The sequence below is a fragment of the Chitinilyticum piscinae genome (assembly GCF_015223195.1).
Taxonomy (GTDB): domain Bacteria; phylum Pseudomonadota; class Gammaproteobacteria; order Burkholderiales; family Chitinibacteraceae; genus Chitinilyticum; species Chitinilyticum piscinae.
Window position 1 is genome coordinate 204,064 of the sequence record NZ_JADFUA010000003.1, and the last position, 20,999, is coordinate 225,062.

Here is a 20,999-nt window from a genome sequence, read left to right on the forward strand (position 1 = left end):
TAAGACTGACGACACACCATCAAAAGCCGCGGATTTTGGCATGGGTAGTGAAAAGCCTCACGAAACATACTGCAGTTGCGCGGAAAATCCGCCTTGTCGGCACGCGGGGCTTCTGATAAAACCACTGATTCGTCGAAGGAAACCCCATGCTGATCCGCAAGTTGTTCAAGTTTGAAAGCGCCCACATCGTGCGCAATTGCAGTTCGCTGCGTTGCAGCACCTCCATCCACGGCCACAGCTACAAGGTGGAAGTGCTGCTGGAAGCAGACGCGCTGGATCACGGCCAGATGGTGTATGACTTCGGTCTGATGAAGGGGAATATCCGCGACGTGATCGATGCCTTCGACCACGCGATCTGTTTCTGGGATCGGGATGAGGAAGAATACATCCGCCTGTGCAAGCAGTTTTCCGCCCGCTGGATCGCGATGCCGGTATCGCCCTCGGCCGAGCAGTTCGCCCGGCTGTTTTTCGTCATCATTGACCGCATCCTGCAGCAGACCGTCATGGCCAATGGCGAGGCCGACATCCGCCTGCACTCGGTCATTGCCCACGAAACCGAAACCGGCTACGCCCAGGCTTTCCGTCACGACGCCTACAACCCGCGGATGGGTGAAATCCGCCTGGAAGAGATTGTCTTCTCGGAACAGTGCCAGGCCGAGTGGCGCGATCCGCAGCTTTATCGCAAGCTGCTGGCGGGCGCTCGCTTCGAAAACAGCACGCCGCCTCGACAAGTCCCCTGAGCAAGGGTATAGCCACGAAGGCTATATATCCTGAGGATCCCGAGGGGATACAAGTACACCTATCAGAACCAGCATGGCGACGTAGGGCCACAGATCGGTAATGATGCCGGACAGGCCATTGAAATGCAGCAGATGGCCGTATTGCCAGCGGAACAAGGGCAGCGTTGCCGACAATTGTGGAGACAGCGGCCACAGCCAGCTCACCAGCGATGCCAGCGCCAGCGAGAGCAACCCCAGCAAGGCACGCCAGCGTCGCTGCAGCCGCCACAGCAGCACCAGCAGCAAGGCGCCGGCTAGTGCACCAAACAGCACGCTGCTGTTTACCCAGGCAAAGAATTTGGCCGGCTTGAGCAGCATGCCGGCAAAGGCCAGCTTGACCAGCAATCCGGCCGCCAGTACGCGCCGCATCGCCTGCGGCCCCTGCCAGGTGTGCTTCATCAGCACCGAAACATACAGCGCGACCCCCAGCAGATTCAGCATGACGCCACCGGCCTCGAGCAAGCGCAATTGCAGCTTCGGATCGGCAAACGGCGTCTCGAACACCTGGGGCAAGTCGGCAGGCTCGACGACCACACCGAGAAAGGGCTGCGAAGGGTCGAATTGGGTGATGAACCAGAACACCAGCCACACCAGTCCCCATTCCACCCAGCGACCACCGGCAAAGTGGCTGTGCCGGAAGACCAGCCAGAAGCGCTGCCAGCGCCGGCCACTGAGCAAGAGCGCGGCCGTCGCGCCGATCAGCGAACCACAGGCATTGCTGATGATGTCCAGATTGGATGCAATCCGGTCCGGCTGGAACTGCTGGATGAACTCGACGCCGGCTGACAGTAGCGTCCCGCCCAGCACGGCAAGCAGCAGTCGCCCCCAGCGCGGCCGCATGCAGAGCAGCAAACCGGCGCCCAGTGGGACATAGGCGAGGACGTTCACGGCATTGTCAAAGACCGTGAAATAGTAGGGCAGCGGATAGAAATAGAATTCGAGCAGCGGCTGGCCGGCGTAGTGCCATTCGCTGAAGGGATAGAAGCTGACGATCAGCAGCACCAGCGTCCACGCCAGCGTGAAGGCCGGTGCCATATGGGTTGGCGCCATACGGCGCGCCAGCAGACTGATCGGGGGTAGTTTGCTCATGGCAAGAAAAAGGCGTGCCAGACCGGCACGCCCTGATTGTAGCAGCTAGACCGGTCTGCGCTTTAGCGAGCCGTCTTCACCTGGGTCCACAGCTTGTTCAGTTCGCGCAGCTGCTTGCCTTCCAGGGCATTGAGCTGCTGCAGCTTCTTCTGGGCGTCGGCATTCGGGAATACAGCCGAGATCGACTTGATTTCCGGCTTCACGAAGGCCACCGCGGCGCTGTTCGGGTTGCCCGAGCCGATCATATTGGTCAGCTCGGACGAATTCTTGCCATCGAGCATGAAGTTGACAAACTTGTGCGCCAGATCGGCACGCGGCGCGGTCTTCAGCACCATCATGTTATCCACCGACAGGGTATTGCCTTCCTTCTGCAGCGTGTAGTTCAGGGTGAACTTGCGCTTGGCAGCCTTGGCATCCTGCTGGGCCTGGAACATGTCGTTAGAGTAGCCATGGGCAACCCAGATATTGCCGACGGTCAGCTCCTTGATGTAGGACTGGGTGTTGAACGCAGCCCAGTAAGGCTTGGCGGTCTTGATGGTTTCGGCGGCTTTTTTCCATTCGTCCGGGTTGGTCGAGTTGGCCGAGAAGCCGTTGTACATCAGCGCGGCCGCAAACAGCTCGCGGCTGTCATCCAGTACGGTGACCTTGCCCTTGATCTTTTCCAGTACCTTCGGATCGAAAATCACTGCCCAGGAGGAGGCATCCACCCCCAGTTCCTTCAGCTTGGTTTCGTTGTAACCCAGCAGCGTGGTGGTGAACGCATACGGTACCGAGAACTGGTTGCCCTTGTCGAACTGGCTGTTCAGGAAGGCCGGATTGACGTTCTTGAAGTTGGCCAGCTTGGCTTTGTCCAGCGGTTGAACCAGGTTCTGCTTCACCAGCGGCGGAATCGCAAAGCCGGTCGGAACTACCACGTCATAGCCCTTGGCACCGGCAGACAGCTTGGCCAGCATTTCTTCCATCGAGCCGTAGTAATCTTGCACCACCTTGCACTTGCAGTCGGCCTCGAAGCGTTTCACGGTTTCCGGAGCAATGTAGTTGTTCCAGTTGTACACATGCAGTGTGTCTTCGGCATGTGCAGCACCCATGACCACAAACAGACCCAGCAACAGTTTTTTCATCTCAGAGCGACCCCAGACAAGGCATTAGGAGAACGAACCGGCGCTAAGTGCCGGCCATGACAGGAAAAAGCCGGAAACCGGCACGCGCGGATTATGCCACGCTTTAAGACAACATGGCCGGTCTGCACCGGCCATGTTGCAAATCGGTCGCTTGGACTTAACGCTGCAGCTTGAGTTCCGTCCAGGCCTTGTTCCAGGCTCGCCGCGTCTTGCCATCCTGATCAGCCAACTGCTCCAGCCGGCTCGCCTGGGTGGCATCGGGGTTGATGGCGGGCACGGCCAGCAATTCCTTGCGGATAAAGGGCTTGGCGGCGGCATTCGGGTTGCCGGCGCCGATGGCATTGGTGATTTCTGCCGCATTCTGCCCCTCCAGCATGAAGTGGATGAACTGGATGGCCAGATCCGGGCGCGGTGCCGATTTGCTGATGACAAAGCTGTCGGCCGTCATGCCATTGCCTTCCTTCTGCAATCCGTAGGCCAACTGAAACGCACGCTTGGCCGCTCTAGCATCCTGCTGAGCCTGGTACATGTCGTTGGAATACCCCAGCGCGACCCAGATATTGCCCAGCGTCAGCTCCTTGATGTAGCTCTGGCTGTTGAAGGCGGCCCAGTAGGGCTTGGCAGCCTTGATGGTCGCGATCGCTTTTTTCAGCTCGTCCGGATTGGTCGAATTGGCCGAGAAGCCGTTATAGCGCAAAGCCGCCGCAATCACCTCGCGCGGATCATCCAGCACCGTCACCTTGCCGCGAATTTTGGCCAGAATGGCCGGATCAAACACCACCGCCCAGGTATCCGCCTGAACGCCAATTTCTTTAAGCTTTGTGGCGTTATACCCAACTAGGGTGACCGTGAAATCATACGGCACCGAATACTGGTTGTTCGGGTCGAGCGGCGTATTGGCAAATGCCGGATTCAGATTTTTCAGGTTAGGCAGTTTGGCCTTGTCCAGCGGCTGCAGCAGGCCCTGTTTGGCCAGCGGCGGAATGCCGTAATTGGATGGCCCAATCACGTCGAAGCCTTTGGCTCCGGCGGAGAGCTTGGCCAGCGCTTCTTCCATCGAGCCGAAGTAGGTCTCCTTGACCTTGCACCGGCATTGCGCCTCGAATTTCTTGATGGTGGCCGGCGCCACCGCGTTGTTCCAGTTGAACAGATTCAGCTCATCGGCAGCCTGCGCCGTGCCTGCCAGCAAAGCCAGCATCACCAACCAGTACTTCATGTCAGATCCTCCGATCAGTCAGCAGTGACAAAACAAAACGGCCAGCAGCAGACTGATCCGCTACTGGCCGCCTTTGAGGGGCGAACGATACCCCGCTATTCTGCCCGCAGGGCATTGGGGGCAACCCTGCTTACGATCAAGATCAGTGACAGAGTGAGCATCATCAGCAAGGTGGAGACCGCATTCACTTCCGGATTGAGCTTCATCGGCACCTTCACGCGCGAGTAGATCTCCAGCGGCAGGGTGTTGGAACCGACACCGGCGGTGAAGAAGCTGATCACGAAATCATCGATCGACAGCGTGAACGCCATCAGGGCACCGGCGATGATGCCGGGCATGATCAGCGGCAGCGTGATCTTGCGGAACGCCATGGCCGGCGAGGCGCCCAGATCGCGTGCGGCCTCGACCAGCGATTCGTCCATGCCCTGCAGGCGCGAACGCACGACAATCGCGACAAAACCGATGCAGAACGCGATGTGTGACAGTGTGATCGACACCAGCCCCAGCGTCATGTTCAGCATGACGAAGAAGATCAGCAGCGATACCCCCATCAGAATCTCGGGGATGGCAATCGGCGTGAGCACCAGTACCGGCAGCAGTCGCAGCCTCCATTTGTACATGGCATAGCCGGCCAGGGTGCCCAGCACGGTGGCCACCACGCAGGTGACCAGCCCGATCCCCAGCGTATTGAGTGCTGCCTCCAGCATCACCTCGTCATTGAACAGCATCACGTACCATTTCAGCGTGAAGCCGACCCATTCCGCGTTCAGATTGGAATCATTGAACGAGAACAGCACCACAATCGCCAGCGGCAGATACAGGAAAGCGTATACGCCAATTGCCGCACCCCATACCCAGCGGGAAACCTTGTTCATAACGCGCCTCAATCCTTCTTCTTGTGGCGGCTGCCCGCCCATGCGGCGACCGCTGCCAGCAGCAGCACGGAAAGCGTCAGCATGATCGACAGCACCGAACCGAACGGCCAGTCACGGCTGTCGAGGAATTGCTGTTTGATCAGATTGCCGATCATCATGCTGTTGGTGCCCCCCAGCAGATCCGGAATCGCAAACATGCCCAGCGCCGGAATGAACACCAGCGCCACACCAGCCCAGACACCGGGCAGACTGAGCGGCCAGGTTACTTTCCAGAAGCGCTGCCAGGCGTTGGCGCCCAGATCCTGCGCGGCATCCAGCAGCGACATGTCATGCTTTTCCAAGTTGGCGTACAGCGGCAGCACCATGAAGGGCAGATGCACATAAACCAGACCGATGATCACGGCAAATTGCGAGAAGAGCAGCGACACCGGCTCGATGCCGAACCAGCCCAGAAAGCCATTGAGCATCCGGCTGAAGTAACTTTGCGGGCCGAGGATGATCATCCACGCGTATACCCGGATCAGGAAATTCGACCAGAACGGCAGAATCACCAGCAGCACCAGCAGGTCGCGGGTTTTCTTGTTGCTGCGTGCAATCAGCCAGGACAGCGGGTAAGCCAGAATCAGGCAGATCAGCGTGGTCAGCCCGGCATACCAGAATGACTTGATAAACAGCTCGAGGTAGATGGCATCCTCGAAGAAGCGGCCGAAATTCTCGAAAGTCAGGTAATCACGCCAGGTATCCAGCGTGATCAGCACAGTCTGCTTGCCGGTTTCCGGGTCCACCTCGGTCAGCGGCAGCAGACCGCCGTAATCGCCGGGAAAACGGAAGGCGGCGAACATCATGATCAGCGCTGGCAGCGCGAAAAAAATCAACAGGTAGACCAGCGGCGGCGCGGAAATCAGCCACTTGGCAAAACGGCCGACCCGGCCGTAAACGGGTTTGGACATCGTGCTTGGCTCCATCACCCCAGAATGAAGTGGCCGGCGTCATAACGCCAGGCCAGCTCGACCAGATCATTGTCATCGAAGAATTTCGCCCGGCCCGGTGCGGAATTGGGCAGCATGGTTTCCACCAGCATGCCGTTGTCCAGCTCGACAATGTAGATGGTCACATCACCCAGATACAGGCAATCGTGCACCTTGCCCTTGAAATGGACTTCGTCGGAATCATCTGCCGGCAGGGTAGCGCCCAGCTTGATTTTCTCCGGACGCAGCGTCAGGCAGCCCTTCTGGCCTGCAGCCGCACCGGCCACTGGCAGCACGTGACACTGGCCAACGCCGGCAATTTCAACGGTCATGCGGTCGGTGCCGACATCCAGCACGGTTGCGTCCAGCAGATTGCACTGGCCGATAAAATCAGCGACAAAGCGGCTTTTCGGATAGCTGTAGATGTGCTCGGGCGCATCCAGCTGCTCGACTTGGCCACGGCTCATTACCGCTATGCGGTGCGACAGCGCCAGCGCCTCGCCCTGATCGTGCGTCACGTAGACAAAAGTAATGCCAACTTCTTTCTGCAGCGTGATCAGCTCGATCTGCATCTGTTCGCGCAGCTTGGCATCCAGCGCTGAGAGCGGCTCATCCAGCAGCAGCAGCTTGGGACGGTTGACCAGCGCCCGGGCAATGGCCACGCGCTGCCGCTGACCACCGGACAATTCATGCGGATAGCGCTTGGCAAATTCCTGCAGGCGGACATCTTCGAGCAGCTCATCCACCCGGCCGGCGATTTCCGACTGGGGCACTCCGGCCATCTTGAGTGGAAAGGCGATGTTTTGCGCCACGGTCATGTGCGGGAACAGCGCGTAATTCTGGAACACCGTATGCACCGGGCGTTTTTCCGGAGGCACATTGGCCACATTCACGCCATCGAGGATGATCTCGCCCGAATCCGGCTGTTCGAAGCCAGCCAGCATGCGCAGCAGCGTCGTTTTACCGCAGCCGGACGGCCCCAGCAACGTGAAGAACTCGCCGGCTTCCACCGACAGGCTGACATGATTGACGGCGGTGAAATCGCCGAACCGCTTGACGACGTCGCGGATCTCCAGGAGGGCCATGATAATCCTCGTAAAAAAACGGCGGATATTCTAGCAAAATCCCTGATTTAGGGGGAAAAATAGCGCCCACACCCCCACTGTTTGCGGTAGTGCAGTTTTTTTCTGCAAAACGTTGGCTGCAAGCTGGCATTTTCCCGGGGACGGCCAGTTATAATCAATTTGAACGCCAAACCCATGTAAGCATACTGCACACCCCGATACCACTGTGGAACTTCGCATTAACGTCACCGACCTGGCCTTCGGGCTGTTCATCACGGAGCTGGATCGCCCGTGGCTGGACACGCCTTTCTTGCTGCAGGGTTTTCTGCTGGAAACCCAGCAACAGCTCGATGATCTGGTCGAATACTGCCAGCAAGTCGAGGTCGACCTGGATCGCTCCACTGGCGGCTTCGCGCAGTGGCGGCATCTGGCCGATCGTTATGCGGAAGGCTGGCGTGAACTGGATGCAAGTAAAGACCTGCAACTGCAACGCCCGGGCCTGGCCCAGAAAGAAGCCCAGCTGCAGGCCGAGCGGCGCGAACGCCTGAACATCCTGCGCGAACTGCGCAATTTCTTCAGCTTCTGGCGCCGTCGGCACACCAGCATCACCGGCAGCGCACCGCCCCAGGATGAACCGATCATCCTCTACGAGGATGTACGCAGCGTCGAGCAGGAGCTCCCGGAAGCCACCGTCATTCACCGCTCCGCGGAAGAGAAAATCGAGCAGTTTGCCGACGCAATTCGCGCCGAACTGCAGCCACGCACCGAAGCGATCCATGATGTCGTCGATTCGATGGTCGATTCAATCGTGCGCAACCCGAATGCCCTGCTCTGGCTGACCCAGCTGCGCCAGCGCGACCGGTACAGCTACAGTCACGCTGTCGATGCGGCGGTCTACCTGCTGGCGTTTGGCCGGCACCTGGGCTACCCGAAGCAGGATCTGCACAACTTGGGACTGGCCGCACTGATGCTCGATATCGGCAAGCTGCGCCTGCCCGATGAATTGCTGCAACGCGAAGGGCGGTTTTCGCCAGGCGAATTCATGCTGATGAAAACGCACGTGCAGCACAGTCTCGACATTCTCAATCAGCTCGAAGGCGTCCACCCGGATGTCTTTGACACCGTTGCCCGCCATCACGAACGGCACGATGGCAGTGGCTACCCCATGAAACTCAAGGGCGAAGCCATTGGACTCTTCGGGGCCATGGCCGGGATTGTCGACTGCTTCACCGCACTGATCAGTGACCGCGCCTACTCCAGCAGCAAAAGCGTCTACGAGGCACTGCAGCTGCTCTACAAATGGGGCGAGCGCTACTTCCATCCGGCACTGGTGGAGCAGTTTGCCCAGTGCATCGGCATCTTTCATGTCGGCTCGCTGGTCGAGCTCTCGTGTGGTGATGTCGGCATCGTGATCAGCCAGAGCCGTACCCGTCGGCTCAAACCCAAGATCCTGCTGATACTGGGGCCGGACAAAGAACCTCATGCCCGTCCACAGATCATTGACCTCATGAGCAACCCGACCACGGTTGCCAATATCCCGATCAGCATCCGCCGCGAACTGCCGCTGGGCAGCTACGGCATTGACCCCTCCGAATACTTCCAGGGCTGAACCGTACATGGCAAAACCGAAAACCGGCTCCTCCACCCTGCCGCTTGGGCAGCTTTCCGATTTTCTGCAGCGCCAGCCCTTCGATGACCGTGAACTCGCCGAAGCCATTGCCAGAATTCTGGAGGACGGGGGCGTATTCGATAGCCATGATCATGCGATCTACCTCGATTTCTTCCGCCGGCTGCATGCAGGCAATCACGATCCCGAGCTCTGGCCACGCCTGAGTACGGGTAGCCTGCTGCTTGGCGCGCCAATCTTTGTTGCCTGGCATGATCTGCTGAGCGGCCATTGTGGCAGCAACTGGCAGCAGCAGATCGACCACCTGGCCTGGCAGGCGCTGGCGGTCCAGCTGGGCTACGCCACCCCACGCCAGAAAGCCGTGCGCCAGAGCCACACCCTGGACCCGGGCACCGGGCTACCCAACACCAATGCGCTGGGGCAGTTACTCACCCAGGCACGCGAGCGTACCGAACCCGGCAAGCTCACCGCATTGCTGCACATCGACTTCGGCTCGGCCATGCGCAGCTGCAGCAATCACACGCTGCTGGTGGCTGCCGAGCGCCTGCGTGCCATGCAGCGGCACTATGACAGCCTGCTGCTGATTGATCGCCATACCCTCGGCTTGCTGCTACCCAACCTCTCCGGCAGCGGGCACGCCATGCTGGCCGCCCATCGCGCCATGGCGCTGCTGGCTGAAGGGCTGGAACTGGGCGGGCTGACTGTACGGCTGCACCCACAGATCGGGATTGCCCTCAGCCCCGAGCACGGCAGCGAGCCATCAACGCTACTCAGCGCTGCGGCGCAGGCCGCGCATGAATTTACCCAGAACGGCATCGGGCTTTACGACCCGGGTCGCGACTGGCTGGGGCTACTGATCAGGGATCTGGAACATCCGTTACGCGAGGCCCTGCTGAACAACCGCTTCCAGATCGTGTTCCAGCCGCAGCTCACTGCCGATGGCCGACAACTGCACGGCATGGAAGCACTGCTGCGCTGGCATGACGAAACCCTGGGACAGGTCGCCCCCAACCAGCTGCTGCGCGTCGCCGAACACCTTGGCCTGATGAGCTCCGTCACCCAGTGGATCATCAACGCCGCCATGCGCCGCTATCGTGAATTGCTGGATCAGGATCTGCCCGGCACGCTCAGCATCAACCTGACCCCGAGCAATCTGCGTGATCCCGAATTGCCTGCCTTCATCAGCAATGCCTGCGCCATCTGGCGCATCCCCGGTGACCGGCTGGTTTTCGAAATCACCGAATCAGCCGTCATCGACGATCTGGATTCGGCCCTGCGAGTACTGGAGCAGATCAAGTCGCTGGGTTGCCGCCTGGCCATGGACGATTTTGGCACCGGTTTCTCCTCGCTGACCTACCTGAAACGGCTGCCGATCGATGAAGTGAAGATCGACATGAGCTTCATCCAGGAAATGCGCCACTCCCGCCGTGATGCCGATATCGTGCAAAGCGTGATCGAGCTGGCTCAACGACTCGGGCTGCTGGTAATCGCCGAAGGGGTGGAAGACGAAGCAACCTGCCAGTTGCTGCAGGGCATGCACTGCAACGTGATTCAGGGCTATATCTACAGCCGTCCCCTGGCCCCCGAGCAACTGCCGGGATTCTGGCAAACACTCGCAGCCGGAGACGTGAGCGCATGATGGACTGGAACCAACTGCTGTGCGCCCACCGGCTTGGTGCGGAACGCGGCGACGCAGGCTCGCCGAGCAGCGGACGCAGCCAGTTCCACAAGGACCACGACCGGATTGTCTTCTGCTCACCCTTCCGGCGCATGGGGCGCAAAACCCAGGTGCACCCGATGACGGAAAATGATCATGTGCATACCCGTCTCACCCACTCGATCGAAGTGGCCTGCGTCGGGCGCAGTCTGGGTGTGCTGATCGGAGAAAAGCTGGCGGGGGAGCTACCGCCCGGCATCAGCCCCTACGATCTTGGAGCAATTGTCCAGGCAGCCTGCCTCGCGCACGACATCGGCAACCCGCCTTTCGGACACGCCGGGGAATACGCCATCCGCGACTGGTTTCGCCGGGACGGGCATGCCTACCTGATGCAAAATCTCACGGCAGAAGAGCGGCGCGATCTGACCACCTACGAAGGCAACGCCCAGGGTTTTCGCATCATCACACAGCTGGAAAACCACCGTTTCGAAGGCGGCCTGCGCCTGACCTTTGCCACCATCGGCACCACCCTCAAATACCCGTGGACCAGCGAACACGCCGGGGGCAAGGGGAAATTCAGCTGCTATCAGTCAGAAAAAGCCATTCTGGCCACGGTCGCCACGGAACTTGGCCTGCCGCAGCTTGCACCGGGCAAATGGGCACGGCATCCGCTGTCCTACCTGATGGAGGCCGCGGACGATATCTGCTATGCCATTCTCGACCTGGAGGACGGCATCGAAATCGGCATGCTGGCTTACGAACTGGTCGAGCCCATCCTGCTGAAAATCTGCGGTGGTGATCGCGACCTGCTGGCACTGGAAGTGGCCGCAGCCCCTTCCGTCCGGCGCAAGATCTCTCTGCTGCGCGGCAAGGCCATCGACCGCTGCGTGCAGGACGTCGCACAAACCTTCATCAATCAGTACCAGCGACTGATGGAGGGCAGCTATCAGGGCGATCTGCTCAATGACTGCCCCATCGGCATGCGCCACGGCATCAATGAAGCCAAACAGCTTGCCCGCGACCGCATTTTCAACGAACGGCGCAAGATCGAGATCGAAGTGGGCTCGTTCACCTGCCTGGACATCCTGCTGGATGCCTTCTGCAATGCGGCCTACCAGCTGAAAGTCGCACCGCAGATGCCATTTCGCATGAAGCGCGTGCTGGATCTGATGGAGTACAACGCTCCGCGACGCGAATGGGAGATGTATGACACCTACCGGCGGGTTCTGGACTTCATTGGCGGCATGACGGACAACTATGCCACCTACCTTGCGCAGCAAGTCGGCGGAATGGGACGTTAAGTCCTCTTAGCCCAGACAGAAACGGCGCCAACTGGCGCCGTTTGTCTGCCTGAAAGCCGCCTCAGCAATCGTTCTACCAAGGCATTGGCGGGGGTGCCTGCCGGCGGCGCTCCGGCTCGACCTGCCGTTCCTGCAAGCGCAATGCCAGCTCATACTTTTCACGTGGATGCTCAGTGCCGCATTCCGGAGCGCGCACGGCAACCGGCTTTTTCTCCTGCTGGCCATCTGCCATCGAAAAAATCCTGACCATGATGCACCTCCTTGTTGCGGGTATAAACAACTTCCTTACAGCCAATATCGGCGCTCCGGCACAAAAACTCAATACCTCCCGTCGCAGAAAATTAGCCGCACGCACGATCAGCCCCCCCCCTGTAAGGCAATTCATACCCGGTTCAGCCAGCAAGGCGGATGATGGTTGTCAACAGCAACCGGAGAATGATCATGTCCGAACGCATCCACCCTGTGTTTCTGGCGACTGCCGTTGTGGTCATGCTGACCTGCGCCGCAGTCATTGCCCACCAGTTCGGCTGGATCGGCCCACAGCCCGTCGCGGCCACTGCTACAGCACCACTGAGCGCAAGCGCACCCGCGCTGGTGGCCCAGGCCAGTACACCGGCACCGCAGCCCGCCGCCACACCCCTGCTGGCGACACCGGCGCCAAGCACCGAACCGGTCGCCAGCCCGACCAGCAAGCCGACCGCACGCCCAACACCACGCCCGACCCGCAAGCCCACGCCACGACCACAGATTACCCCGTATCCGGATCAGGAGGTGGTCATCGCTCCGACGCCTCGCATCACACCAAGGCCCCTGTGCATGACATGCGGGCACGTGGTCGCCATCCAGCCGCGCACGATTCCGGGCGAAGCCAGCCCGCTGGGCGCCGTGATCGGCGGCGGCGTCGGCTACGCCATCGGCAACCAGATCGGTAAAGGCAAAGGCAAGAACGTGGCGCGCGCAGTGGGCACCATCGGCGGGCTGCTGCTCGGCCGGGAGATCGAAAAGCAGGCGCGCAGCACCACCGTTTACGATGTGAGCGTAGAATTCGAGGATGGCCATAGCGAAGTCATCAACTACCTGCAGCCTCCGCAATTCAGCGTTGGCAGCAAGGTACGCCGGGAAAGCGACGGCTCTCTGAGCCCTCGCTACGACTAACATGTATACACCCTCACACCGCATGAACAAAAAGCTCTGCGTCATTACCCTGGCCAGTATCAGTCTGAGCGGCTGCGCCAGCTTCGGCATCGCGATTCCCATTGCCCCAGGCGTGAGCATCGGTCTTGGCTCGGGCGGCGTCGGCATCGGCGTGGGTACAGGCGGCGTCGGTGTCGGGGTCTCGACCAATGGCAAGGATGTTTCTGTCGGTGGGGGCGTGAGCGCCGGCCCGGTTGGTGTCGGCGTCTCCACCAACGGCCAGGATGCCCGGGTTGGTGCTGGCGTTGGCGCGAGAGGCGCAGGGGTTGGCGTTTCGACCAACGGCAAGGATGTGCGTGCCGGAGCCGGCGTCAGCAGCCACGGTGTGAGCATCGGTGGCAGCACGGAGCTCAGCAGCCCCGCTTCTGCGCCGGCCAGTCAGCGCCAACTGCAGTAAGTCGCCCTCAGAGCTGCATGTAGCCGGCGCCCTCGCGCTTGAGGTGATCACGTGCCAGCCGCCAGTCCGGACAATGGCGCTCGACAATCGCCCAGAAACGCGGCGAATGGTTCAATTCGAAACGATGGGCCAGCTCATGAATGACCACGTAATCGATCACCTCCGGCGGCGCCTGCAGCAATCGCCAGTTAAGCCGGATTGCCCCCAGGGCCGAACAGCTGCCCCAGCGTCCGCGGGCAGACGACAGCGCAAAAGCACTATACGACGTATTCATCCGCATCGCCCAGAGATCAAGGCGTTCACGCAAATACCCCCTTGCCGTCCGCTGCATGAAGCGCTGTATATTCCCGAGCTGTGCCTCACGATCATCTCCACCGGCCAACTCGATCGCATCTTCAAGCAGCCGGGTCCGGCGAGCCGGGCGCACCGGTAGCGCCTGGCCAAACCAGTGCAGCGTCTGCAGCGGATCAGGCTGCTGATGTGCCAGCTGCTCGGCACGCTGCAGCATGCGACTGCGCGCCGCCAGCAACCAGTCGGCACGGCTGCGGATGAATGGTTCGACCGCAGCCCAGCGCGTTTGCAGTGGTGATTTCAGCTCGACTCGCCCGTCGGCATGCACCAGCAACTGCACGGTGCGACGCCGCGGCGAACGGGTCCAGTGCAGCGCCAGCCGCCGCCCCAGCCCGAGGTCGACATCCAGCAACTGGGTGGCGGGATTAGCCGGCATTGCCCCGCTTGGCCGGATGGCAGGGACCCACGCCGCTGATGCGATCCATCTGGCCTTCAATCCAGGCTTCCGCTTCGCGGTTGACTTCGGCCGAGCTGCGGCCGGCGGTAGGGATCGGGGCGCCGATCACCATTGTGATTTCACCGGAGTATTTGAGAAAGGAATTGCGCGGCCAGAATTCACCGGCGTTGTGCGCCACCGGGACGACCGGCACACCCAGATCCAGCGCGAGGCGCGCGCCGCCCTGCTGGTAACGGCCACGTTCCCCCGGCGGCACCCGGGTGCCCTCGGGGAAGATCACGATCCAGAAGCCCTTGCCCAGGCGGTCGCGCCCCTGCTCCATCAGCTTCTTGCCGGCCTCGGCACGCTTGCTGCGATCAATGGCAATCGGCGACAGGCAGCGCAGTCCCCAGCCGAAGAACGGCAGCTTGAGCAACTCCTGCTTCAGCACCCACACCAGCGGTGGCATGATCAGCTGCAGGGACAGGGTCTCCCACGCGCTCTGGTGCTTGCACAGCATCACCGCCGGGGCAATTTGCAGATGCTCCAGCCCTTCGACGCGGTGCTTCAGTCCGCAGGTAATGCGTAGCCAGAACACCATCATCTTGGCCCAGCTGGCCATGATGCGGTAACGCGGCAGCGGCGGCAGCAGCAGCAGGAAGGTCGCCAGCAGGGCATAGAATGGCAGGGTCACAATCATGCCCAGCCAGTAAAGGCCGGAACGCAGCCAGATCATCAGCACAGTCTCCAGAATGGCCGGTCAGCCCGGCCGCAAATCAGTCGGTCAGTCAAGCAGCAGGGCGGCCGCCACGGCGGCCAGATCGTCAAACACCAGCGTACCGACGGGCAGATCACCCTTCTGCTCGGTGTTCCGGCCATTGCCGGTGCGCACCAGAATCGGCCGCCCGCCGACGGCCGCCACCGCCTGCAGATCACGCAACGAATCACCGACCATCACCAGCTGGCTGGCCGGCACGCTGTAGCGGCGCTGGATGTCTTCCAGCATGCCCGGTGCCGGCTTGCGGCAGTTACAGCCGTGCTCGGGGCCGTGCGGACAGAAGAAGATCGCCGCAATATGGCCGCCGGCCTGCCCCACCTTGCGGTGCATGCGGGCGTGAATGCGGTTCAGCGTCGCGACATCATAGAGACCGCGTGCCACACCACTCTGATTGGTCGCTACCACGATGGTCCAGCCGGCTCGCGTGAGCTGGCTGATCGCCTCAAGGCTGCCTGGGATCGGCAGCCATTCTTCCGGTGACTTGATGTAATCGGGGCTATCGTGATTGATCACCCCGTCACGATCAAGCACCAGCAGTTTCATGGCTGTCGTTCCCATCGGCTTTACTCCGCCAGCAGCGCCAGTTCGGCAACCGTATTCATCTGGCCAGCCAGCTGATTCAGCAGGGCCAGACGGTTGCCGCGCACCGCGAGATCGTCAGCCATCACCATCACGCCGTCGAAGAAGGCATCCACCGGTGCCTTCAATGCCGCCAGTGCGGTCAATGCGCCGACGTAGTCACCGGCAGCCAGCAGCGGTGCTGCCTGTGCGGCAACGGCCTCGCTGGCCGCAGCCAGTGCACGCTCTTCATCCTGCGCAAACAGGGTAGCGTTGAGCTGCGGCAGGTCGCCTTCGACCTTCTTCAGGATGTTGCGGATGCGCTTGTTGGCGGCAGCCAGCGAAGCCGCTTCCGGCAGCGCCTTGAATTCGGCCACGGCCGCCAGACGGGCCTGCACCTCATCCAGTTGTTCCGGGCGCTGCGCCAGCACGGCATCGATGTCGGCCGCCGGATAGTCGGCAGCCAGATAATTTTTCAGCCGGTCGAGCATGAAACCATACACACCATCGACCGTACCGGCCGCAACGACGCCCGTCGGGAAGGTCGAGGCGGCAATCGTCAGCAACTGGCGCACATTCAGCGGCAGCTGCAGCAGCATGCGCAACACGCCCAGTGCAGCGCGACGCAGCGCGAACGGATCCTTGTCGCCGGTCGGAATCAGGCCGATACCCCAGATGCCAACCAGGGTTTCCAGCTTGTCGGCCAGCGACACGGCTTGCGCTACCGCACCTTCCGGCAGGGTATCGCCAGCAAACTTTGGTTTGTAATGGGCTTCAACCGCATACGCCACCTCGGTATCCTCACCGTCGATGCGCGCGTAATACTGCCCCATGATACCCTGCAGCTCGGGGAACTCGCCGACCATATCGGTCAGCAGGTCGGCCTTGGCCAGATAGGCGGCACGGGTCGCCTTCGCGGCATCGGAGCCCAACAGCTTGGCGATTTCGCCGGCGATGGTTTCCAGACGCGTCACGCGTTCGAGCTGCGAGCCGATCTTGTTGTGATAAACAACATGGGCCAGCTTGCCGACACGGGCGTCGAGCTTTTGTTTCTGATCCTGCTCGAAGAAGAACTTGGCATCGCTCAAGCGCGCGCGCAGCACGCGGCTATTGCCGTTGACCACGTGCGAGGGGTCGGCAGGATCAATGTTCGACACCAGCAGATACTGGTTCATCAGGCGCCCATTGGCGTCCAGCAGCGGAAAATACTTCTGGTTCTGCTGCATGGTCAGGATCAGGCATTCCTGCGGTACCTTGAGGAAATCGGCCTCGAACTCGCCCTGCAACACCACCGGCCACTCGACCAGCGCGGTCACTTCGTCAAACAGCGCCGCATCAGCCGCGATGGTCGCATTCAGCTTCGCAGCGGCAGCAGCCAGCTGCTCGCCGATCTGCGCGCGGCGCTCGGCAAAGCTGGCGACGACCTTGCCCTCAAGGCGCATCTTGCTTGCGTATTCGTCGGCGTGAGCAAAGCTCACTTCACCGGCAGAGAGGAAGCGGTGGCCGCGCGACACACGACCGGACTCCAGATGCAGGATTTTCGCCGGAACCACGTTTGCGCCGTGCAATACGGTCAGGCCGTGCACCGGGCGAATGAACATGCCGTCGCGATCACCCCAGCGCATCATTTTCGGCGCCGGCAGTTTTTTCAGCGCAGCTTCGATGATGCCGGACAGCACAGCCGCCAGCGGCTCGCCTTGTTTCTGCGAACGGAAGATGAACACCTCCTGCTTGCCGTCGCTCCCTTTTTCCAGCTGATCCAGTTGATCCGCCGCCAGGCCGCAGCCGCGGGCAAAGCCCAGCAGCGCTGGCGTCGGCTGGCCATCCTTGAAGCCGCTGGCAACTGCCGGCCCCTTCTTTTCGATCTGCTGGTCCGGCTGCACGGCCAGTACGCCCGGAATCGACACGGCCAGACGGCGCGGCGAAGCATAGCTGGTGCACTCCGTACCCGCGGCAGCAAAACCGAGCTTGACCAGCTCTTCAGAAATTGCGGAGGAAAAGGCGGCCCCCAGCTTCGGCAGCGCCTTGGGCGGCAGTTCTTCGGTAAACAGTTCGATCAGTAGCGTTTCGCTCATTTCGCTTACTCTTCCTTGTCTTTTTTCGCGTCTTTCTCTGCCATGATCTTGCAGATCTGACGCACATAATCTTCGCCATAGCTGCCGGGGACCGGCTGCTGGAAATCCCACTGGTAGCCGGGCACATCGAAGCGCTCGACCAGATCGTCATCCTTGTCCCGCGTTTCCACCGCAATCAGCGCCATCTTGCCGCTCTGGCAGTCAATGGCCTGCCGGCTGTACTTGTCACGGTATTCCGCCTTGGAGTAGTACAGGCCGTAGTCTTCCGAACCGGCTTCCGGCTTCGGGTCAACCCTATCGGCCTTGTACTTCTGCCACATCCACGAATAGACGTAGCTGTCAGAGGCGTAATCGTCGTAGTGACTGATCGAATTCACATCCACCAGAATGTCGTGATCAGGCTTGTTGCCGTACACGCGCCAGTCTGCCTTGGTGCCGGGCACGGGCGCCGGCCCCTCCAGTCCATCGTCGAACTTGCCGCAACCTGCCAGCAGCAGGGCGGGGATCAGCAGCAGGGCAGCACGCATCGGCAGGCTCCTTCAGACGGTTGGTCGCGCGCTTACTTCTGGCACATGGGGAAGCCAAGCAGCTCCCGGCTGGCGTAATAGGCTTGCGCCACGCCGCGTGCCAGATTGCGGATACGCCCAATGTAGGCCGCGCGCTCGGTCACCGAAATCGCGCCGCGCGCATCCAGCAGGTTGAAGGTGTGCGCGGCCTTCAGAATCATTTCGTAGGCCGGCAGCGGAATGCCGGCTTCCAGCAGCTTTTGTGCTTCGCCTTCGAAGCTGTTGAAGAGGCTGAGCAGCAGCTCGACGTTGGAGTGCTCGAAGTTGTACTTCGATTGCTCGACTTCGTTCTGGTGGTAGATGTCGCCGTAGGTCACCACCTGACCGTTCGGATACTTGGTCCAGATCAGGTCGTAGACGTTCTCCACGCCCTGCAGGTACATCGCCAGACGCTCGGTGCCGTAGGTGATTTCACCCAGCACCGGCTTGCAGTCGAGACCGCCGACCTGCTGGAAATAGGTGAACTGGGTCACTTCCATGCCGTTGAGCCATACTTCCCAGCCCAGACCCCAGGCGCCCAGCGTCGGGTTTTCCCAGTCGTCTTCGACGAAACGGATGTCGTGCACGGTCGGGTCGATACCCAGTTCCTTCAGCGAGCCGAGATAGAGATCAAGGATGTTGTCCGGATTCGGCTTGAGCACCACCTGGAACTGGTAATAGTGCTGCAGGCGGTTCGGGTTTTCGCCATAGCGGCCATCCTTGGGGCGCCGACTGGGCTGCACGTAGGCAGCGTTCCACGGCTCCGGGCCGATGGCGCGCAAGAAGGTCGCGGTGTGACTGGTACCGGCACCCATTTCCATGTCATAGGGTTGCAGCAGCGCACAACCCTGGCGGCCCCAGTAATTTTGGAGCGTGAGGATGATTTCCTGGAAAGTCAGCATAGTTCTGAATCCGCCCAAACGGCTTTGCAATGGTTTAACCTGACGATTCTACTTGCTTTTGCTGCAATCGGGGTATCACTGACCGTCCGGCAGGCCGCCACGGCTTCAGCCGGCTACTGTGACATCCACACACTGACAGAATGATGTCAGTTCGCGTATGCTAGCTTCACTTCCCGGACGTCTGCCGTACCATGATCGCGAAATATCTGATTACCCTCCCCTCCCTTGCTCTTGTAGCCAGCGCCCATGCTGGCCTGTCGCTCGATACCCTCAAGCAGGCCAGCAAAACCCGTGACATTGCCACCCTGCAGCAACTGGTCTCCGACAGCGAAGGGGATGTGCTGGAGATGTACCCGCGCTACTACCTGCTGAGCACCCAGATCCGCGACATCAGCGAGACGGACGCCAGCGCCTTCCTGCAACGCTACGACAACACCCCCATTGCCGAGCGCTTCCGTGGCGAATGGCTCAAGGAACTCGGGCGCCGCAACAGCTGGGCCAGCTACAGCAACGAATACGGCAAGCTGGTTGACCCGGCCGGCACCGAACTGCAATGCCTGCGTGCGCAAGCCGGCATGGCACTGCAGCAAGCCGAGGCAGTTTCCGCCGCCAAACCGCTCTGGTTCAGCGACAAGGCCTTGCCGGACGCCTGCAATCCGGTTTTTGACGCGCTGTTCGCCAGCGGCGAACTCGGCAGCAATGACGCATGGGCACGCATCCGGCAGGCCCTGGCAGCCAATCGCGCCGACTTCGCCCGCCAGCTCGCAGCCCGCGTCGGCCCCCCGGCTGCCCTATCGGCCAAGTCGCTGGATCAGGCCGGCAAATCCCCGGAAAAAACCCTGCAGAAACTCGACACCGGCCCTCGCGCCGAACGCGAACTCGCGCTGTATGCGCTGGAAGTGCTGGGTCGCAAGGATCCGGACGCGGCCGCAGCCCGCATTCCGGTGGTCAGCGCCAGCTGGCCGGAAGCCGACCAGCGCTTTGCCTGGCAGCAACTGGGCCTGAGTGCGGCACGCAAGCTGCATCCCTCCGCTTCAGCCTGGCTGGCGCGTGGCGGAATGGAGGGGCTCAACGATGAAGAACGCGGACTGGCGATCCGTGCGGCACTGCGCAGCCAGGACTGGCCGGCAGTACAAGCACGCATCGACGCGCTGCCGACCGAACAGCGCGGCGAGACCACCTGGCGCTATTGGCGTGCGCGGGCGCTTGCCGAACAAGGCCGCAGCGCGGAGGCCCGCAACGAGCTGGCGCAAATCACGCAGGGCTACGACTACTACAGCCTGCTGGCACGCGAGGAGCTTGGCTCCGCCCTGCAGCTCCCCCCGGCCACCCGCACCAGCGAAGAGGACATCCGCCAGGTCCGCCAGATTCCGGCAATCCGCCGCGCACTGGCGCTGTACGCGCAGAACTGGAAGGCCGAAGGGGCGCGCGAATGGAACTGGGCCGTACGCAGCCTTGGCAGTGACAGCCAGTATCTGGCGGCCGCGGAACTGGCGCGCCGGGAAGGCTGGAATGACCGCAGCATCTATACGGCTGACCGCACCCGCCAGCAGCACGATTTTGCGCTGCGCTACCCCATGCCCTGGCGCAGCGAGATTCTCAACCACGCCACCGGCAACGAACTGGAGGCCGCCTGGGTACTGGGGATCATCCGCCAGGAAAGCCGCTTTGTCGTCGATGCCCGCTCCGGTGCCGGCGCGGCAGGCCTGATGCAGCTGATGCCAGCAACCGCCAAATGGTCGGCCAAGCGGGCGGGCCTGGATGACTTTAGCCCGGCGCAGGTCATCAATCCGGAAACCAATATCGCGCTGGGCACCACCTATATGAACTATCTGCAGGGCCGCTTTTCGGGCAACCAGATCCTTTCGACCGCCGGCTACAACGCCGGCCCGGGCAATGCCAGCAAATGGCAGACCGCGCAGGCACAGGACGCCACCATCTACATTGAAACCATTCCGTTCAGCGAAACTCGCGAATACGTCAAACGGGTCAGTGCCAATGCCACCATCTACGCCCAGCAGCTCAGACAGGGCGAAATGCGACTGAAAGCACGCCTGCAGGCCATTGCCCCGCGCGGCATCATGGTCAGCGACGGTGCCCCCTGATTTTCCAACCGCAGTTAAGGA

The 20,999-nt window shown here is 61.2% G+C and carries 20 protein-coding genes; 7 read left to right on the forward strand and 13 right to left on the reverse strand.

The features are described 5' to 3' along the window. Positions 1-146 precede the first annotated feature (146 nt). Positions 147-740, forward strand: a complete 594-nt coding sequence (locus tag INR99_RS06855) for a 6-pyruvoyl trahydropterin synthase family protein (protein ID WP_194115580.1) — start codon at positions 147-149, stop codon at positions 738-740. Positions 741-761: 21 nt separating this feature from the next. On the opposite strand, the gene INR99_RS06860 is transcribed toward INR99_RS06855, so the two are convergent. The 6 genes from INR99_RS06860 to INR99_RS06885 all read right to left on the reverse strand — a co-directional run bounded on the left by INR99_RS06860 (position 762) and on the right by INR99_RS06885 (position 7,133). Next, a complete protein-coding gene (locus tag INR99_RS06860) occupies positions 762-1,868 on the reverse strand; it encodes a VanZ family protein (protein ID WP_194115581.1) in 1,107 nt (368 codons plus the stop codon). 62 nt (positions 1,869-1,930) lie between these two features. Then, the gene (locus INR99_RS06865) at positions 1,931-2,989 is read right to left on the reverse strand and encodes a polyamine ABC transporter substrate-binding protein (RefSeq protein ID WP_194115582.1); all 1,059 of its coding nucleotides are present in this window, start codon (positions 2,987-2,989) and stop codon (positions 1,931-1,933) included. A gap of 157 nt (positions 2,990-3,146) precedes the next feature. Then, positions 3,147-4,205: a polyamine ABC transporter substrate-binding protein gene (locus tag INR99_RS06870; RefSeq protein ID WP_194115583.1), complete on the reverse strand. Its 1,059-nt coding sequence runs from the start codon at positions 4,203-4,205 to the stop codon at positions 3,147-3,149. 95 nt (positions 4,206-4,300) lie between these two features. Next, positions 4,301-5,080, reverse strand: coding sequence for an ABC transporter permease (locus tag INR99_RS06875; protein WP_194115584.1), 780 nt, complete (start codon positions 5,078-5,080; stop codon positions 4,301-4,303). 8 nt (positions 5,081-5,088) lie between these two features. After that, on the reverse strand, positions 5,089-6,030 hold the full coding sequence (locus tag INR99_RS06880) for an ABC transporter permease (RefSeq protein WP_194115585.1): 942 nt from the start codon (positions 6,028-6,030) through the stop codon (positions 5,089-5,091). A 14-nt stretch (positions 6,031-6,044) separates the two neighbouring features. Further along, positions 6,045-7,133: an ABC transporter ATP-binding protein gene (locus tag INR99_RS06885; protein WP_194115586.1), complete on the reverse strand. Its 1,089-nt coding sequence runs from the start codon at positions 7,131-7,133 to the stop codon at positions 6,045-6,047. A gap of 205 nt (positions 7,134-7,338) precedes the next feature. Between INR99_RS06885 and INR99_RS17790 the strand changes: the two genes are divergently transcribed. Genes INR99_RS17790 through INR99_RS06900 form a run of 3 tightly spaced genes read left to right on the forward strand, consistent with a single transcriptional unit; the run spans position 7,339 to position 11,697 of the window. Then, positions 7,339-8,721 (forward strand): HD-GYP domain-containing protein, encoded by a 1,383-nt coding sequence (locus INR99_RS17790; RefSeq protein WP_194115587.1) that lies wholly within the window; start codon positions 7,339-7,341, stop codon positions 8,719-8,721. Between the two features lie 7 nt (positions 8,722-8,728). Next, a complete protein-coding gene (locus INR99_RS06895) occupies positions 8,729-10,378 on the forward strand; it encodes a putative bifunctional diguanylate cyclase/phosphodiesterase (RefSeq protein ID WP_194115588.1) in 1,650 nt (549 codons plus the stop codon). Continuing rightward, positions 10,378-11,697: a deoxyguanosinetriphosphate triphosphohydrolase gene (locus INR99_RS06900; protein ID WP_228098131.1), complete on the forward strand. Its 1,320-nt coding sequence runs from the start codon at positions 10,378-10,380 to the stop codon at positions 11,695-11,697. The genes INR99_RS06895 and INR99_RS06900 overlap by 1 nt, the downstream gene beginning before the upstream one ends. Positions 11,698-11,770: 73 nt before the next feature. Here INR99_RS06900 and INR99_RS06905 read toward each other — a convergent pair whose 3' ends face one another. Beyond that, entirely contained in the window at positions 11,771-11,947 is a 177-nt protein-coding gene (locus INR99_RS06905; protein ID WP_194115590.1) for a hypothetical protein, read from the reverse strand. Positions 11,948-12,138: 191 nt separating this feature from the next. Here INR99_RS06905 and INR99_RS06910 point away from each other — a divergent pair, with 191 nt between their 5' ends. Both INR99_RS06910 and INR99_RS06915 read left to right on the forward strand, forming a co-directional pair. Continuing rightward, a complete protein-coding gene (locus INR99_RS06910) occupies positions 12,139-12,852 on the forward strand; it encodes a glycine zipper 2TM domain-containing protein (RefSeq protein ID WP_194115591.1) in 714 nt (237 codons plus the stop codon). Positions 12,853-12,874: 22 nt separating this feature from the next. Continuing rightward, entirely contained in the window at positions 12,875-13,288 is a 414-nt protein-coding gene (locus INR99_RS06915) for a hypothetical protein (protein ID WP_194115592.1), read from the forward strand. Positions 13,289-13,295: 7 nt separating this feature from the next. Here INR99_RS06915 and INR99_RS06920 read toward each other — a convergent pair whose 3' ends face one another. Genes INR99_RS06920 through glyQ form a run of 6 tightly spaced genes read right to left on the reverse strand, consistent with a single transcriptional unit; the run spans position 13,296 to position 18,873 of the window. Then, a complete protein-coding gene (locus INR99_RS06920; protein WP_194115593.1) occupies positions 13,296-14,015 on the reverse strand; it encodes a M48 family metallopeptidase in 720 nt (239 codons plus the stop codon). Then, the gene (locus tag INR99_RS06925) at positions 14,005-14,751 is read right to left on the reverse strand and encodes a lysophospholipid acyltransferase family protein (protein WP_194115594.1); all 747 of its coding nucleotides are present in this window, start codon (positions 14,749-14,751) and stop codon (positions 14,005-14,007) included. Before INR99_RS06925 ends, INR99_RS06920 begins: the two co-directional genes overlap by 11 nt. A gap of 48 nt (positions 14,752-14,799) precedes the next feature. Then, positions 14,800-15,336 (reverse strand): D-glycero-beta-D-manno-heptose 1,7-bisphosphate 7-phosphatase, encoded by a 537-nt coding sequence (gene gmhB / locus INR99_RS06930; protein ID WP_194115805.1) that lies wholly within the window; start codon positions 15,334-15,336, stop codon positions 14,800-14,802. Between the two features lie 20 nt (positions 15,337-15,356). Continuing rightward, positions 15,357-17,426 (reverse strand): glycine--tRNA ligase subunit beta, encoded by a 2,070-nt coding sequence (gene glyS, locus INR99_RS06935; protein WP_194115595.1) that lies wholly within the window; start codon positions 17,424-17,426, stop codon positions 15,357-15,359. Positions 17,427-17,431: 5 nt separating this feature from the next. Further along, positions 17,432-17,953 carry a hypothetical protein gene (locus INR99_RS06940; protein WP_194115596.1) on the reverse strand — a complete coding sequence of 174 codons (522 nt, stop codon included), beginning with the start codon at positions 17,951-17,953 and terminating at the stop codon, positions 17,432-17,434. 32 nt (positions 17,954-17,985) lie between these two features. After that, positions 17,986-18,873, reverse strand: a complete 888-nt coding sequence (gene glyQ, locus INR99_RS06945) for a glycine--tRNA ligase subunit alpha (protein ID WP_028453516.1) — start codon at positions 18,871-18,873, stop codon at positions 17,986-17,988. A 191-nt stretch (positions 18,874-19,064) separates the two neighbouring features. On the opposite strand from glyQ, the gene INR99_RS06950 reads away from it, so the two are divergent. Beyond that, positions 19,065-20,978: a transglycosylase SLT domain-containing protein gene (locus INR99_RS06950; RefSeq protein WP_194115597.1), complete on the forward strand. Its 1,914-nt coding sequence runs from the start codon at positions 19,065-19,067 to the stop codon at positions 20,976-20,978. Positions 20,979-20,999 lie beyond the last annotated feature (21 nt).